Source organism: Bradyrhizobium sp. GCM10028915 (genome assembly GCF_042666195.1).
Lineage (GTDB): Bacteria > Pseudomonadota > Alphaproteobacteria > Rhizobiales > Xanthobacteraceae > Bradyrhizobium > Bradyrhizobium canariense_D.
The window spans coordinates 217,205-232,584 of sequence record NZ_JBHTFN010000043.1 but is presented as its reverse complement, the minus strand read 5'-3'; the positions used below and the strand labels follow the sequence as shown (position 1 = coordinate 232,584).

Genomic DNA, 15,380 nt, shown 5'->3' with positions numbered 1-15,380 from the left:
CAGGCTTTATATATGCTCAAAATGAGTACAAATGACATGCACGGGAGGCTTGGATGCCGCTAACTGGAATTTACGGCCCCGACGACTTTGCCAACCGGCCGCAGGGCCACGTCATCACCCCGGCACAGGCCAAGCAGTCGCGAACCGGACCTTCGCTGCCGATGCCTTCACTGGAATGGACGCCGGAGGTCGAGCGAGCCACCGCACCGCTTTACGAGCGCGTGAAACGTGTCATCCCGCCGATCGAATGGCCGCTGATGGCCCCGACGATCAAGGCGATCAACGAGCTGAAGCAGGCCCGGGGCGCGGTGATCCTCGCGCACAATTACCAGACGCCGGAGATCTTCCACTGCGTCGCCGACATCGGCGGTGATTCGCTCCAGCTCGCGGTCGAAGCCACCAGGGTGAAGGCCGGCATCATCGTCCAGTGCGGCGTGCACTTCATGGCGGAGACGTCGAAACTGCTCAATCCGGACAAGACGGTGCTTATTCCTGATACGCGCGCCGGCTGCTCGCTCGCTGCCAGCATCACCGGCGCCGACGTCCGCCTGCTCCGCGAAAAATTCCCCGGCGTGCCTGTCGTTGCCTATGTCAACACCTCCGCGGAGGTGAAGGCCGAGGTCGATATCTGCTGCACCTCGTCGAACGCGGTGCAGGTGGTCGAAAGCCTCGGCGCACCAAGCGTGATCTTCCTGCCCGACCGCTATCTCGCCACTTACGTGGCCTCGAAGACCGACGTGAAGATCATTGCCTGGAAGGGCGCCTGCGAGGTGCACGAGCGTTTCACTGGCGCCGAGCTGCGCAGCTACCGCGAGGCCGATCCCTCCGTGCAGATCATCGCTCATCCCGAATGCCCGCCGGACGTGCTGGCCGAGGCCGATTTCACGGGCTCGACCGCGCACATGATCAACTGGGTGCGCGAGCGGCGGCCGCGGCGGCTGGTGATGATCACGGAATGCTCGATGGCCGACCATGTCCGCGCCGAGCTGCCCGATGTGGAGATGCTGCGCCCCTGCAACATCTGCCCGCACATGAAACGCATCACGCTCGCCAACATTCTGGAGAGCCTGCTGACGCTTCGCGAGGAAGTGACGATCGATCCCGCGCTCGCGGAACGCGCGAGGCGCTCGGTCGTGCGGATGATCAATTTGAAGAATTGAGATAAAGCCATGACAAACAACATCAACACGCTCCCCCGCTCCGACGACGTCATCATCGTCGGCGGCGGCCTTGCCGGATTGTTCTGCGCGCTAAAACTCGCGCCGCGGCCGGTGACATTGATCTCGGCTGCGCCGCTTGGACAGGGCGCGTCGTCCGCATGGGCGCAAGGCGGCATCGCCGCGGCCGTGGCCGACGGCGATACGCCGGAAGCGCATGCCGCGGATACGATTGCGGTCGGCGGCGGCATCGTCGACGAAGCCATCGCACTCGGGATCGCGCGCGAGGCGGCACCGCGAATTCACGACCTTCTCGCCTATGGCGTGCCGTTCGACCGCGATCTCGAAGGCAGGCTCGCAGTCGGGCGCGAGGCCGCACACTCGGCGCGGCGTATCGTACATGTGCGTGGCGATGGCGCGGGCGCCGCCATCATCGCGGCGCTGAGCGATGCCGTGCGGCGCACGCCGTCGATCCGGCTGATCGAAGGATTCGTCGCCGAAGCGCTGTTGACCGAGGACGGCGCCGTCACCGGCCTTCAGTTGAGCGAAGCCGACAATTTCGCCGCACGGCCGATCCTACTCGCCGCGCGGACGGTGGTGCTGGCCACGGGCGGCATTGGCCATCTCTATGCTGTCACCACCAATCCGCGCGAGGCCAGCGGATCCGGCCTTGCGATCGCCGCACGCGCGGGCGCGGTGATCGCAGATCCCGAGTTCGTGCAATTTCACCCGACCGCCATCATGGTCGGTCGCGATCCCGCGCCGCTCGCCACCGAAGCGCTGCGCGGTGAAGGCGCGACGCTGATCAACGGCCGTGGCGAGCATTTCATGGCGGCGCGCCATCCGCTCGCCGAGCTCGCTCCGCGCGACATCGTGGCCCGCGGCGTGTTCGCGGAGATCTCGGCCGGGCGCGGCGCCTTTCTCGATGCGCGGCAAGCGCTGGGCGCACGTTTTGGCGACAGATTCCCGTCCGTCCATGCAAGCTGCATCGCCGCTGGGATCGACCCCGCCACGCAGGCCATCCCGATCGCACCGGCGGCGCACTATCACATGGGCGGCATCGCGGTGGACGATCGCGGCCGCAGCTCGATCGACGGGCTCTGGGCCGGCGGCGAAGCGTCGTCCACCGGCGCGCATGGCGCGAACCGGCTTGCGTCGAATTCGCTGTTGGAGGCCGTGGTCTACGCCGCGCGCATCGCCGACGACATCGCCGGCCGCACCACTCCCTCGCCCGCACGTCTTGCGGACGTGCCGACGCCGCGGGACGGCGCGCCGGATGCTGCGGCCGTGAAGCGGCTGCGGATGCTGATGAGCACGCATGTCGGCGTGATCCGCAATGGTGACGGGCTTGCGGACGCGGTTCGCAGCTTCGCCGCGCTCGAACGCGAGGCCACGAGCATCGCGGTCCGCAACATGGCAACGGCAGCCCTGCTCGTGGTGGCGTCAGCCTGGAACCGGCGCGAGAGCCGCGGCGCGCACTTCCGCTCCGACCATGCGGCGGACGTGCCCCCCCTCGCGCAACGCACGATGACGACGCTCGCAGCAGTGCGCGAGATCGCGGACAGCCTGTGCGAACGCCCGACACCGCGCACGGCGCAACCGATGACCGCCTGACGGAGTCTGCCATGATCACCCCGAATTCTCTGCTTTATCCCGACGCCTTCCTCTCCCCGCTCGCGATCGACGAGGCCGTGCTGCGCGCGCTCGATGAGGATCTCGGCCGCGCCGGCGACATCACCTCACTTGCGACGATCCCCGAAGCAACGAAGGCGCAAGCAATCCTGGTCGCGCGGCAGTCCGGCGTGATCGCCGGCTTGCCACTGGCGCTCGCCACCTTGCAAAAGCTTTCGCCCGACATCGAGATACGCGCACATGTTCGCGACGCCGCGCGCGTCGCCCGCGGGCAGCAGGTGCTGACGATCTCGGGGCCGGCACGCGCCATCCTCACGGCGGAGCGGACCGCGCTGAATTTCGTCGGCCGCCTGTCGGGCGTTGCGACGCTCACGGCGGACTATGTCGCGCGCACCGAGGGCACCCGGATGAGAATCTGCTGCACGCGAAAGACCACGCCGGGGCTGCGCGCCTTGGAGAAATACGCGGTACGCTGCGGCGGCGGCTTCAATCACCGCTTCGGGCTCGACGACGCGATCCTGATCAAGGACAACCACATCGCGGTCGCCGGCGGCATCCGTCCCGTGCTGGAGCGCGCCCGCGCCCAGGCCGGCCATCTCGTCAAGATCGAGATCGAGGTCGACACGCTTCCGCAGTTGCGCGAGGTGCTCGACACCGGCCTTGCCGACGCCGTGCTGCTCGACAACATGGATATTGCGACGCTGCGCGAAGCCGTTGGGATCAACGAGGGACGCCTCGAACTGGAGGCATCCGGCGGTGTCACGCTGGACTCGATCGCTGCCATCGCGGCGACCGGCGTTGACTACGCGTCGGCGGGTGCGCTGACGCATTCGGCGCCAAATTTCGACTGCGCGCTGGATATCGAGGCGTGAGGCGCTACCGCCGCTCGGTCGCGCCCATCTCGGCGGAGCTCTTGGCTTGCTGAGTGAGCTCGGCGGAGAGCGCGGCGGTCTGCGCCGGGGTGCCCCAGCTCGGCTCTTCGCTGCCATCGCCCCAGGCGCGTGGGCGATAGAAGGTGTGGACGCCGGTCTTGTACATCTTCTTCATCTCGGCGACCCAGGACGGGCGCACCCAATAGGCGTGGTAGTGCGTGGACTTGCCGACCTCGGGCAGCCAGATCTGGCCGTCGAGCATGGCCTTCGAGATCTTTTTCGCACGGTCCCACATCTCGGGCTCGCGGATCACGTCGGCATTGTTGTCGCAGGCAAAGGTGAACTGGCAAGCGAGATGGCGGTGCTTGTTCTGATAGACGGCGCCGCACACGGTGTCCGGGTATTTGCCGGAGAACACGCGGTTCATCACCACCTGCGCAACCGCCATCTGACCGCGCACGGCCTCGCCGCGGGACTCGAAATAGACGGCCTCCGCGAGGCATTTTTCGGACTTCGCGCGCGACTTGTCGTCGAGCGCGAGCCGTTCCGCCGGCGATCTGGCGCGCTGATTGTCGACGTTGACCTCACCCTTCGGCGCGACGCTCTCGCCGCTTTCGATATCCTTCGCAATATCCTCCGACGGCGGCGATAGCGACGCCGTCACCTTCATGTCGGGGTCGGGCATCACGATCAGCGGCTCCGCACCGGGTTGCCAGCTCTCGATGCTCTCGACGTTGCCTCCGAGCGAGGAGCTGCCGAAGAACAGGCTCGAGGTCTTGACCCGGAACGGATCGCGCGGCGGTGCAGCCGGAATGGTGGCCTGCTTCAGCGCTTCGAGCGGCTGGAGCGCGAGCGAGCGCGCAGCGTCGCTGGCTTGTGGCGCATTGGTGTATTGCGGCAGCGGCGGCGCACGCAGCGCCTCCGCGAGTTCGGGATCCAGCGCGGCCGCGGATTCCGGCGACATCGCCTGCGGCAGCGCGACGGTCTTGGCGCCGAACACCGAGCTGTTCGACGTCGCGGGATCCTCCTGCGTCGGCGCTGCCGTCGGCGCGCCCGCTTCGGGAGCCTGCGTCGGTGTGACCGTTGCGAGGCGGTCACCCTTCATGGAGCGATCGACCTTGGGAAAATCGGCGGCCTGGTAGCGGGGCGGCGCCTGCAGCGCCGGATTGCGGCTGATCGCGCCGGTGACGTCGCGGCCGTCGAGGCTCGCGAGACGAACCATCGCGCTCTGCGGAGCCGAAGTGCCGATCGGCCGGGAAAAACTGTAAGTGGCCAGTTGTATGGAGGACGCAGCAGAGAAAACCTGCTTCTGCCAACGCTCCGCGACGCCGGGTTGGCGCGCCAGCAGCGAGGCAATGTCCTGATAGCCGGTCTCTCTCGGCATCAATGCGAAGATGCAGAGACCGATGCCGAAGGACGCGAACCGCGCGCCCTTCGGATGGGTACGCAACAAAAACATCGATACGCTCACGCTACGCTTACGCTAGAAAAATCGAGCCGCAGTACATCCGTGCAATTCGATCTTTATCGTGAGTATCTAATTTAGGTTGCTGGGGCGTTAATCGGCGTTGAGCATGCGGCACACGCAAGCAATCGCAGGTGTTTTCACGGGGCGATGATGCGCCTTGGTAAATGCGCCCTCACGCGAAGGGGTAAACAACTGGTCAACGCGAATGGTGAAGGAACTCTTGCGCGCACGTGTCATTACGGGACGCGCGCGGTTCCATCGCCACTTCGACCACAGCCGCCATGCCCGCGAAGGCGGGCCATCCAGTACGCCGCGGCTCCTTCCCTATCACGTCACCGCCTCTGGAATACTGGATCGCCCGCTTACGCGGGCGATGACACTGAATGTGTGGCAAGAACGTCGCCTCAAAAGAAAGAGGCGGGGTTTTGGCCCCGCCTCTTTCGCTCTCAACATTCAACTCGCCGCTTACCTTACGCTTGGCTCGCGATCGCCTTGCCGAGCGCGGCTTGCGCGGCGGCGAGGCGGGCGATCGGGACGCGGTAGGGCGAGCAGGAGACGTAGTCGAGGCCGATCGCGTGACAGAAGGCGACGGAGGCGGGATCGCCGCCGTGCTCGCCGCAGATGCCGACCTTGAGCGAGGGGCGCGTCTTGCGACCGCGTGCGACGCCGATCTTGACGAGCTCGCCGACGCCTTCCTGGTCGAGCGCGACAAAGGGATCGATCGGCAGGATGCCCTTGGACACGTAGGTGCCGAGGAAGCTTGCGGCATCGTCACGGCTGATGCCGTACGTCGTCTGCGTGAGGTCGTTGGTACCGAATGAGAAGAACTCGGCGCTCTCCGCGATCTCGGCCGCGAGCAGGCAGGCGCGCGGCAGCTCGATCATTGTGCCGACCTGATAGGTCAGCTTGGTGTTGGTGTCGCGCATCACCGCCTTCGCGGTGGAATCGATGCGCGCCTTGACGAGGTCGAGCTCCATCTTGGTGGCGATCAGCGGCACCATCACCTCGAGGCCGACGGCCTTGCCGGTGCGCTTCTCGGCCTCGACCGCCGCTTCGAAGATCGCACGTGCCTGCATCTCGGCGATCTCGGGATAGGCTATCGCGATACGGCAGCCGCGGAAGCCGAGCATCGGATTGAACTCCGACAGCTCCCGCGCGCGGTCGGCCAGGCGCCGCGGGTCGGTGTTCATGGCGCGCGCCACTTCCTCGACCTCGGCATGGGTGTGCGGCAGGAACTCGTGCAGCGGCGGATCAAGCAAGCGGATCGTGACGGGCAGGCCCTTCATGATCTCGAACAACTCGACGAAGTCGGCGCGCTGCATCGGCAGCAGTTTTGCCAGCGCAGCGCGGCGCGACTGCTCGTCCTCGGAGAGGATCATCTCGCGCACCGTGCGGATGCGCGTCTCCTCGAAGAACATGTGCTCGGTACGGCAGAGGCCGATGCCTTCCGCGCCGAACTTGATCGCAGTGTGCGCGTCCTCCGGCGTGTCGGCGTTGACGCGCACGCCGATCTTGCGGACCTGGTCGGCCCATTTCATCAGCGTGCCGAACTCGCCGGACAGCTCGGGCTCGATCATCGGCATGCGGCCGGCGAGCACCTGGCCGAGCGAGCCGTCGATGGTGATGACGTCGCCGGTCTTGAAGGTGCGTGAGCCGATGCTCATGGTGCCGCGGCCGTAATCGACGCGGATGGTGCCGCAGCCGGAGACGCAGGGCTTGCCCATGCCGCGCGCGACCACCGCAGCATGCGAGGTCATGCCACCGCGGGTGGTCAAAATGCCTTCGGCGGCGTGCATGCCGTGGATGTCTTCGGGGCTGGTCTCGATCCGGACCAGAATCACCTTGCGTCCGTCGGCCTGAAGCTTGGCCGCTTCGTCCGAGGAGAACACGATCTCGCCGGAGGCCGCACCCGGCGAGGCCGGCAGGCCGGTCGCGATCACGTCGCGCTTGGCGTTGGGGTCGATGGTCGGATGCAGCAGCTGGTCGAGCGAGGCGGGGTCGATCCGCGTCACCGCTTCCTTCTTGGTGATCAGGCCTTCATTGGCGAGTTCGACCGCGATGCGCAGCGCCGCCTTGGCAGTACGCTTGCCGCCGCGGGTCTGGAGCATCCAGAGCTTGCCCTGCTCGACCGTGAACTCCATGTCCTGCATGTCGCGGTAGTGCTTCTCGAGCAGCGTGTAGATCCGCGTCAGCTCCTTGAACGCCTCCGGCATCGCCGATTCCATCGACGCCTTGTCGGAGCCGGAGTCCTTGCGCGCTTCCTCGGTGATGTCCTGGGGCGTGCGGATGCCCGCGACCACGTCCTCGCCTTGCGCGTTGATCAGGAACTCGCCGTAGAGCTTGCTCTCGCCGGTCGAGGGATTGCGCGTGAAGGCAACGCCGGTCGCCGAGGTCTCGCCCATGTTGCCGAACACCATGGCCTGCACGTTGACCGCGGTGCCCCAGGATTCCGGAATGTCGTGCAGCCTGCGGTAGGTCACCGCGCGGGCGTTCATCCAGGATGAAAACACCGCGCCAATCGCGCCCCAGAGCTGGTCGTGCGGATCCTGCGGAAAATCCTTGCCGGTTTCGCGCGCGACCGCGTCCTTGTACTTGCCGACCAGATCGACCCAGTCGTCGGCGGTGAGATCCGTGTCGAGCGTGTAGCCCTGGCTGTCCTTGAAGGTGTCGAGGATTTCCTCGAAATGATGATGCTCGAACCCGAGCACCACGTCCGAATACATGGTGATGAAGCGGCGATAGCTGTCATAAGCGAAGCGGCGATCGCCTGACAGTTCCGACAGCGCTTCCACGGTCTCGTCATTGAGGCCGAGATTGAGCACGGTATCCATCATGCCCGGCATCGAGGCGCGGCCGCCGGAGCGCACGGAAACGAGCAGCGGATTCCTGGAATCGCCGAAGATCTTGCCGGTCAACTTGCCGACATGGTCGAGCGCCTTCTCAACCTGCGACTTCAATTCCTTCGGGTAGGATTTGTCATGCGCGTAGAAATAGGTGCAGACCGAGGTCGGGATGGTGAAGCCCGGAGGCACCGGCAGGCCGAGATTGGCCATCTCGGCGAGGTTGGCGCCCTTGCCGCCGAGCAAATCGCGCATCTCCGCTTTGCCCTCGGCCTTGCCGTCCCCAAAGGTGAACACCCACTTGCCGGCCTTGGCCGCAACAGGCGCAGCCTTGGTTGAAGCAGTCTTGCTCGGTACCGGCTTCGCGGCGACCTTCGGCGCAACCGGCTTCGTCGCTGCCTTTGCAACAGCCTTGGAAACCGACTTGGCGGCAGGCTTCACAGCCGGCTTGGCAGCGGCCTTGGCCACGGGCTTCGGGGCGCGCTTGGCAAGTGCCTTGCGGGCCGCCGGCGCGGCTTTCGCCTTGGCGGAGGACTTTGATTTCGCTGGAATTTTCGCTGGAGTTTTCGAGGCGGCTTTGGCCATAGCTTGCACACAACCTGCGAGAGGAATGGGTAATTGCGCGCCTTACACCACTTTGGGCAGGTCCGCGCAAGTCGAAGAGTTCCCTAGAATGAAGGCCTAGAGATGGAGCCACTTCAACAATCCGAGCCCGATCGCACCATTTATGATGAGAAAAATCGCGACGATCAGGTTCAGGAGGCGCGGCATGATCAGGATGAGCACACCCGCAAGCAGCGACAGGATCGGCGAGATGTGGGCGACGGTGATGTGCATGAATTTTCTTCCGTGGGTGGGGCGAATCGCGGCGGGATCATAGCGGACTGGGTTCCGCGGGTAGAGACGCACCGGGGGCGCGCGAGTTCCCGGCTTCGCGAAAACTGCCCGAAAATGCCGCGAATGCGGCGGGCGTTTTCCGGAACATCGCGGAGACGCATGCATTGGCAACCGGTCGCGCCAGTGGCGCTTCCCGAAAACCTTCTCGAAGGAGTTGCCCATGCGGAACAGGATTCTTGCTCTTGCAGCGCTCGCGGCCTCGATCGGCTCGCCCCTTGCGGCGCAGGCGCAAAGCAGCGTCACCGTGGGACGCGCGCCCGTCGTCGTCGAGAGCGGCCCGACCATTGCGGTCGAGCAGCGGCCGGCTTTCCGCGACTATGTCGTCGAACAACGTGTGCCGGCTTTCCGCATCCCGGATCGCGTGGTGGTCGGTGCCACCTTACCTGAAAGCGGCGTCACCTATTATGACGTGCCGCAACGTTTCGGCGCCACCACCTATCGCTACACCGTCGTAAACGGCGAGACCGTGCTGGTTGAGCCGCGCTCGCGGCGCATCGTCGAGGTGATGGACTAACGTTTCCGGTATCAACTAGGTGTCCGGCGCGTCACATCAATCAGGCTGACGCGAGCAGTATAGTCGGACATCAGGCCCCGCCCGGTCCTCCCCCCGCCGGGCGGGGCTTTTTGTGTGGGCACTCTTCGCGCACAGCAATTGCGGCCACCAACTCCGTCGTCATGGCCCGGGCTTGTCCCGGCCATCCATGCCTCTCCGCGAGCGAAGAAGGACGTGGATGCCCGGGACAAGCCCGGGCATGACGGTGTCCAGTTGCGCCAAGACGCGCTCAATCCTGGATCTTCGAGAAATCCGCCACCGCACGCGTGGCGCTGCGGATCTCGTTAAGCAGTTTTAGCCGGTTCTCACGCACCTTCGCATCCTCGTCGTTGACGCGAACTTTCTCGAAGAACGCATCGACCGGCGGACGCAGCTTGGCCATCGCACTCATCGCGGCAGCGAAGTCTTCCCCGGCGACGGCGGCACGGGCTTCGGCCGTCACTTCATCGATCGCGCGGGCCAGCGCCTTCTCCTCGCTGAGAGCGTAGAGCGAGGCATCGGGTGCGCCGTCGAATAAGCGCTTATCCTTCTTCTCCTCGATCGAGAGAATGTTGCTGGCGCGCTTGGTGCCTGCCAGCAGATTCTTGCCGTCGTCGGTATCGAGGAATTTTCCGAGTGCTTCGACGCGGCGGACGACCGCCACTATTGGATGCCCTTGCACCAACGAACCAGCGTTGAGAACCGCATCGACGAGATCGTAACGCGCCTTCTGATCTCGCAATTGGACCTTAAGCCGGTCTTCGAAAAAGACCATCAGATCATCAAGCTTTTCTGCAACTTCCAAGTATTGTTTGTCGTACGAGCGCTCTAAGTGCCCCCAAGCGAGTTCTCGCAAACTAATCTTAGTCTGATTTTCGAGCACAATCCTGATCACGCCCAGCGCCGCGCGGCGCAGCGCATACGGATCCTTCGATCCCGTCGGCTTTTCGTCGATCGCCCAGAAGCCGACAAGCGTGTCGAGCTTGTCCGCGAGCGCGACTGCGACGCTGACCGGATCGGTCGGCACGCGATCGGCAGGCCCTTGCGGCTTATAGTGCTCCTCGCAGGCGGCAGCGACGGAGGCGTCCTCGCCCTGGGCCAGCGCGTAGTACTTGCCCATCAGGCCCTGCACCTCGGGGAATTCGCCGACGACTTCGGTCAGCAAATCCGCCTTCGCCAGATGCGCGGCGCGCGTCGCCTTGGCGACATCGGCGCCGACGAGCGGCGCGATCTCTGCGGCGAGACGCTCGATGCGCTTGATGCGCGCAGCCTGGGTGCCGAGCTTCTCGTGGAACACGATCTGCTCGAACTTCGGCAGCCGGTCTTCCAGCTTCGTCTTCAGGTCCGTCTCGTAGAAGAATTTCGCATCCGACAAGCGCGGACGGATCACACGCTCGTTGCCGGCGACGATGGTCTTGCCGCCGTCAGGCGCCTCGATGTTGGCGGTGAGCACGAACTTGTTGGTCAGCTTGCCCGTCTCGGGATCTTTGACGACGAAGCACTTCTGGTTGTTGCGGATGGTGGCGCGGATCACCTCGTCGGGGATCGCGAGATACTCCGCTTCGAACGATCCCATCATGACGACGGGCCATTCGACGAGACCCGAAACCTCATCGAGCAGCACCTGGTCCTCGACCAGTTCGAACCCTTGCGCAAAGGTCAGCTCCTTGGCGTCGGCAAAGATGATGTCCTTGCGCGCCTGCGGATCGAGGATGACTTTTGCGGCCTTCAGCTTCGCTTCGTAGTCCTCGAAGCGGCGGACGGAAATCGCGCTAGGAGCCATGAAGCGGTGACCGTAAGTGGTCTGGCCGGCCTCGATGCCGTCCACCGAGAATTTGACGACATCGGGCTCTTCGGTCTCGAGCCCGAACGTCGCGGTGATCGCGTGCAGCGGACGCACCCAGCTCAGCGAGCCCGGCTTGCCGGAGCGCGCGCCCCAGCGCATCGATTTCGGCCAAGGGAAAGTGCGGATGATCACGGGGAGGATTTCCGCGAGCACGTCGATGGCGTCGCGGCCGGGCTTCTCGATCAGCGCGATGTAGAAGTCGCCCTTCGGATCGCGCTGGATCTTGGCCTCGTCCAGCGACGTCAAACCCGTCGCTTTCAGAAAACCCTGCACGGCCGCGTCGGCCGCACCGATCTTCGGTCCGCGGCGTTCGGTCTTCAGGTCAGGCTGGCGCGCAGGGATGCCGTGCACGGTAAGCGCAAGGCGGCGCGGCGTCGCGAACGCCTTCGCGCCTTCGTAGACGAGACCCTCGGCGACGAGCTTGTCGGTGACCATGCGGCGCAGATCGTCCGCCGCCTTGGCCTGCATGCGCGCGGGGATTTCTTCCGAGAAAAGTTCAAGCAAAAGATCGGGCATCAGGTCGCTCCGCCCGCTTCAGTATGTATCCAGGCCTCGCCGCAAGCTTTTGCCAGTTCGCGCACGCGAAGAATGTAGCTCTGCCGCTCCGTCACGGAGATCACGCCGCGCGCGTCGAGCAGGTTGAACACATGGCTTGCCTTGATGCACTGGTCATAGGCCGGAAGCGACATCAGATGCGCCTCGCGCTTGCCATCTTTCCAACCCGCATCGAGGTATTTCCGGCAGACGGCTTCCGCCATCTTGAACTGCTCGAACAGCATCGCGGTGTCGGCCACTTCGAAATTGTGCTTCGAATATTCCCGCTCGGCCTGCAGGAAGACGTCGCCATAGGTGACCTTGGCGTCGCCGTCGCGGCCGTTGAAGTTGAGGTCGTAGACCCGGTCGACGCCCTGCACGTACATCGCGAGGCGCTCGAGCCCGTAGGTGAGCTCGCCGGCGACCGGCGCGCATTCGACACCCGCGACCTGCTGGAAATAGGTGAACTGGCTGACTTCCATGCCGTCGCACCAGCACTCCCAGCCGAGGCCCCAGGCGCCCAGCGTCGGGCTCTCCCAATCGTCCTCGACGAAGCGAATGTCGTGCACGGCGGAATCGATGCCGATCGCGGCGAGCGACTTCAGGTACAGCTCCTGAAGGTTCGCCGGCGACGGCTTCATGATCACCTGGAATTGGTAGTAGTGCTGCAGCCGGTTCGGATTCTCGCCGTAGCGGCCGTCCTTGGGCCGCCGCGAGGGCTGCACGTAGGCCGCATTCCAGGGCTTTGGCCCGAGCGCGCGCAGCGTGGTCGCCGGATGGAAGGTACCCGCACCCATCTCCATGTCGTAGGGCTGCAGGATCACGCAGCCCTGCTCGGCCCAGAACCGCTGGAGCGCGAGGATAAAGCCCTGGAACGAGCGTTCCGGGCGCATATGGGCGGGCAAGGAGGCGTCCATCGTCAGATCGGGCTCTCGCGGGGGGTTGAATCGCGCGGGACCGTATCGACGGCAGGGGTGGGAATCAAGGTGAAGGGGTGATTCGGGCCTAGTTCTCCGTCATGGCCGGGCTTGTCCCGGGCATCCACGTTCTTCGTGCGGTGAGACAAGGCGTGGATGGCCGGGACAAGCCCGGCCATGACGTCTGCAGCAACTAACCCGGCCGATAGGCTCCGGTGACGGGATCCTGCTTCAGCGTCTGGACGGCCCCCATATGGGCGGCTTCGGCGACGCGCGAGAGGCGCATCTCCTCCAGCTCCTGGTTGATCCTGACGGCGGTCTTGTAGGCCCAGCGGACCACGGCAAGCCCGCCCAGGACGCCCGCGAATGCGACGAACGGCGGCATCGGTCGTTCCTTGTTCACAATGCTCAGCCCCCACGCGCATTCTTGCGCAGACCGGGCCGCGCCGCAATTGGCACGGCTTCAAGTCTCCTTGGGGCCAAATGGCGCGGAGGGGCTCCGTCTAAAACCCGAATTTCGCCCAGATCGCGCGCGTCTCGACCGCCGAGATCAGGTCGTCCGGCAGGCTGGCCATTGATTCCATGGCGGAAAGCTGCCCCGCGCCGGGCGATTTCCGGCCCAAAAGGCCGGAGAGCAGACCGGTCGGCTGGGCAATCACGGGGGTGAGAACCTTCTCGCCATAGCGGGCACGAAGAGTTGAGCGGAGATCGCCGATGCTGTCGGCGAGCCCCAGCGCGATCGAACTCTCGCCGGCCCAGTATTCGCCCGTGAACAGGGTGTCGTCGGAGCCCTTCAACCGCGCGCCGCGGCTCTCCTTCACCAGCGCGATGAAGATCTGGTGGATCTCGCGCTGGAGCGCCTTGAGCTTGGCGACGTCGTCGGGGTTTTCAGGGAGAAACGGATCGAGCATCGCCTTGTGCGCGCCGGCGGTGTAGAGGCGCCGCTCGATGCCGAGCCGCTTGATCGCCTCCTGGAAACCAAAACTGCCGCCGACCACGCCGATCGAGCCGAGGATCGAGGACGGATCGCAGATGATCTCGTCGCCGGCGCACGCGATCATGTACCCGCCCGAGGCCGCCACGTCCTCGACGAACACCAGCACCGGCAGCTTCTTCTCCGCCGCAAGCTGCTTGATGCGCAGATAGATCTGGCGCGACTGCACCGGCGAGCCGCCGGGCGAATTGATCACCAGCGCCACCGCCTTGGCGTTGCGCGTCGAAAACGCCCGCTCCAGAACCCGCGAAACCGTCGCGAGCGTCATGCCCGGGCGCAGCGGCGTCACTGCGCCGATCACACCGGACAGCCGCACCACCGGCACCACGGCCGTGCCGGGACGGAAGCGCGCCGGCAGATATTGCATGAGCTTGTCGGCCAGGCCGGAACTCTCACGATCGTTCAATTTTTCGGCCATGCCGTTACCTCTGATTAACCGTTTCTTATCACGCGACTGTCATTGGAAGGGCCCGGAACGTGTTTTGCAGAAAACCCGTTGAGAGGCTGCAATGGGCCAGCGGAGAACACCATGAAAATCTATCTGCTGATGCTGCTGATCGGTGCGCTGTTCATGGCGATCCGCCTGACGACTCCGCAAGAGCAGCAGTCGGAATCGCTTCCGCAATAGCTCAGCACGGTTCCACCAGGGGTAGAACCGCCCTTCCCTCCAGAATATCCATCACCTCTTTTTTCGACACGCGTGACTCCTCGTTGAGCATGAGGCCCGGCAACAATCGCGCCGGGGCCCTGCCGCCCTTGACCGCGCGCACCAGCACGCGGATCGCGGGCCGCCCGGCTTCACCGTGAACCGGCAGAATCGCGAGACTGCCGAAGCCGCGCGACAGCGCCGCCAAAACCTCAGCGATCCCATCTGCGCGCCAAATCAATGTCAGCGCGCCATGCGATCGGAGGATGCGCCGCGCCGCATGCACCCAGGCATTCAGCGTCTCATCCGTCGCCACATGCGCGATCTGGCGCGCCTGATCGGGCGAACCGCGATGGCGAGCGGGATCGTTGAAGGGCGGGTTCATCAGCACGACGTCGACGCTGTCGGGCGCGAGCCCGCTGGCCGCGAAGGCCTGCGCGTCCGCGGTGACGTCGAGCACGATCGTCTCGGCGGCAATCGCATTCGCTGCCGCATTGGCGCGCGCAAGCTCCGCCAGCTCGGGATCGATCTCGACCAGGCCGAGCCTGATCCCGGCGACGCGCCGCGCCAACGCAAGCCCGGCCGTGCCGATACCTGCGCCGAGATCGACCACGCGGTCGCCCGCCCTCGCCTCCGTCGCCGCCGCGAGCAGAATGGCATCGTGCCCGGCGCGATGGCCAGACCGCTTCTGCTTCAGCCGCAATTGCCCGCCGAGGAAGGCGTCCTCGGTGAGGTCTGCCAGGGCTTCACTCATCGCCGCGCAGTTCGTGGCTGAGGCCGGCCTCGGTCAGAAGCTGCCGGGCCTCGATGGCGTCGTCTTCGTGGACCAGGATCCGCCGCGGCAAAATGCCGAGCGAGCCCTCGATGATGCTCATGTTCTGGTCCAGCACCAGATGATGGATGTTGGCGCCGTCGAGCAGCGCGCCGATCGCCGACACCAGCACCATATCGTTGGTCCGAACCAGTTCTCGCAAAACACAGCCTCCTGCCTGACGGGGACTAAGCGCCAAATGTCAATGGTTCCACTGCCCTTGCCGCATCCCCG

Annotated in this window: 13 protein-coding genes; 4 read left to right on the top strand and 9 right to left on the bottom strand. The window is 65.1% G+C overall.

The window, feature by feature from the left end:
- The first annotated feature begins 53 nt into the window (after nt 1-53).
- The 3 genes from nadA to nadC are packed head-to-tail and all read left to right on the top strand — an operon-like array spanning nt 54 to nt 3,661.
- Complete coding sequence (nadA, locus tag ACFQX9_RS19325) at nt 54-1,160, top strand: quinolinate synthase NadA (protein ID WP_377790099.1); 1,107 nt, start codon at nt 54-56, stop codon at nt 1,158-1,160.
- A 9-nt stretch (nt 1,161-1,169) separates the two neighbouring features.
- Nucleotides 1,170-2,771 (top strand): L-aspartate oxidase, encoded by a 1,602-nt coding sequence (locus tag ACFQX9_RS19320; protein ID WP_377790098.1) that lies wholly within the window; start codon nt 1,170-1,172, stop codon nt 2,769-2,771.
- A gap of 11 nt (nt 2,772-2,782) precedes the next feature.
- Nucleotides 2,783-3,661, top strand: coding sequence for a carboxylating nicotinate-nucleotide diphosphorylase (gene nadC, locus ACFQX9_RS19315; RefSeq protein ID WP_377790096.1), 879 nt, complete (start codon nt 2,783-2,785; stop codon nt 3,659-3,661).
- A 4-nt stretch (nt 3,662-3,665) separates the two neighbouring features.
- Here the strand turns inward: nadC and ACFQX9_RS19310 are convergent, their stop codons facing one another.
- The 3 genes from ACFQX9_RS19310 to ACFQX9_RS19300 all read right to left on the bottom strand — a co-directional run bounded on the left by ACFQX9_RS19310 (nt 3,666) and on the right by ACFQX9_RS19300 (nt 8,806).
- The gene (locus ACFQX9_RS19310; protein ID WP_018454891.1) at nt 3,666-5,120 is read right to left on the bottom strand and encodes a cell wall hydrolase; all 1,455 of its coding nucleotides are present in this window, start codon (nt 5,118-5,120) and stop codon (nt 3,666-3,668) included.
- A gap of 479 nt (nt 5,121-5,599) precedes the next feature.
- Nucleotides 5,600-8,554 carry a pyruvate, phosphate dikinase gene (gene ppdK, locus ACFQX9_RS19305; RefSeq protein ID WP_247299533.1) on the bottom strand — a complete coding sequence of 985 codons (2,955 nt, stop codon included), beginning with the start codon at nt 8,552-8,554 and terminating at the stop codon, nt 5,600-5,602.
- 96 nt (nt 8,555-8,650) lie between these two features.
- Nucleotides 8,651-8,806, bottom strand: a complete 156-nt coding sequence (locus ACFQX9_RS19300; protein ID WP_007594951.1) for a DUF3096 domain-containing protein — start codon at nt 8,804-8,806, stop codon at nt 8,651-8,653.
- Between the two features lie 220 nt (nt 8,807-9,026).
- Between ACFQX9_RS19300 and ACFQX9_RS19295 the strand changes: the two genes are divergently transcribed.
- A complete protein-coding gene (locus tag ACFQX9_RS19295; protein ID WP_018454893.1) occupies nt 9,027-9,380 on the top strand; it encodes a DUF1236 domain-containing protein in 354 nt (117 codons plus the stop codon).
- A gap of 268 nt (nt 9,381-9,648) precedes the next feature.
- On the opposite strand, the gene glyS is transcribed toward ACFQX9_RS19295, so the two are convergent.
- The 6 genes from glyS to ACFQX9_RS19265 all read right to left on the bottom strand — a co-directional run bounded on the left by glyS (nt 9,649) and on the right by ACFQX9_RS19265 (nt 15,309).
- Nucleotides 9,649-11,760, bottom strand: a complete 2,112-nt coding sequence (gene glyS / locus ACFQX9_RS19290; protein WP_368508446.1) for a glycine--tRNA ligase subunit beta — start codon at nt 11,758-11,760, stop codon at nt 9,649-9,651.
- The gene (locus ACFQX9_RS19285; protein ID WP_377790092.1) at nt 11,760-12,695 is read right to left on the bottom strand and encodes a glycine--tRNA ligase subunit alpha; all 936 of its coding nucleotides are present in this window, start codon (nt 12,693-12,695) and stop codon (nt 11,760-11,762) included. The genes glyS and ACFQX9_RS19285 overlap by 1 nt, the downstream gene beginning before the upstream one ends.
- 193 nt (nt 12,696-12,888) lie before the next feature.
- Nucleotides 12,889-13,080, bottom strand: coding sequence for a hypothetical protein (locus tag ACFQX9_RS19280; RefSeq protein WP_085352613.1), 192 nt, complete (start codon nt 13,078-13,080; stop codon nt 12,889-12,891).
- A 118-nt stretch (nt 13,081-13,198) separates the two neighbouring features.
- Entirely contained in the window at nt 13,199-14,107 is a 909-nt protein-coding gene (locus ACFQX9_RS19275; protein WP_317244894.1) for a S49 family peptidase, read from the bottom strand.
- A gap of 211 nt (nt 14,108-14,318) precedes the next feature.
- A complete protein-coding gene (locus tag ACFQX9_RS19270) occupies nt 14,319-15,089 on the bottom strand; it encodes a tRNA1(Val) (adenine(37)-N6)-methyltransferase (protein WP_377790090.1) in 771 nt (256 codons plus the stop codon).
- Nucleotides 15,082-15,309 (bottom strand): DUF2007 domain-containing protein, encoded by a 228-nt coding sequence (locus tag ACFQX9_RS19265; protein ID WP_007607161.1) that lies wholly within the window; start codon nt 15,307-15,309, stop codon nt 15,082-15,084. Before ACFQX9_RS19265 ends, ACFQX9_RS19270 begins: the two co-directional genes overlap by 8 nt.
- Nucleotides 15,310-15,380: the final 71 nt, after the last annotated feature.

Coding starts and splice junctions, on each gene's coding strand:
- ACFQX9_RS19300 (WP_007594951.1), bottom strand. CDS start 8,806: ATGCACATCACCGTCGCCCACATCTCGCCGATCCTGTCGCTGCTTGCG.
- ACFQX9_RS19275 (WP_317244894.1), bottom strand. CDS start 14,107: ATGGCCGAAAAATTGAACGATCGTGAGAGTTCCGGCCTGGCCGACAAG.
- glyS (WP_368508446.1), bottom strand. CDS start 11,760: ATGCCCGATCTTTTGCTTGAACTTTTCTCGGAAGAAATCCCCGCGCGC.
- ppdK (WP_247299533.1), bottom strand. CDS start 8,554: ATGGCCAAAGCCGCCTCGAAAACTCCAGCGAAAATTCCAGCGAAATCA.
- ACFQX9_RS19295 (WP_018454893.1), top strand. CDS start 9,027: ATGCGGAACAGGATTCTTGCTCTTGCAGCGCTCGCGGCCTCGATCGGC.
- ACFQX9_RS19285 (WP_377790092.1), bottom strand. CDS start 12,695: ATGGACGCCTCCTTGCCCGCCCATATGCGCCCGGAACGCTCGTTCCAG.
- ACFQX9_RS19320 (WP_377790098.1), top strand. CDS start 1,170: ATGACAAACAACATCAACACGCTCCCCCGCTCCGACGACGTCATCATC.
- ACFQX9_RS19310 (WP_018454891.1), bottom strand. CDS start 5,120: ATGTTTTTGTTGCGTACCCATCCGAAGGGCGCGCGGTTCGCGTCCTTC.
- nadA (WP_377790099.1), top strand. CDS start 54: ATGCCGCTAACTGGAATTTACGGCCCCGACGACTTTGCCAACCGGCCG.
- nadC (WP_377790096.1), top strand. CDS start 2,783: ATGATCACCCCGAATTCTCTGCTTTATCCCGACGCCTTCCTCTCCCCG.
- ACFQX9_RS19280 (WP_085352613.1), bottom strand. CDS start 13,080: ATGCCGCCGTTCGTCGCATTCGCGGGCGTCCTGGGCGGGCTTGCCGTG.
- ACFQX9_RS19270 (WP_377790090.1), bottom strand. CDS start 15,089: ATGAGTGAAGCCCTGGCAGACCTCACCGAGGACGCCTTCCTCGGCGGG.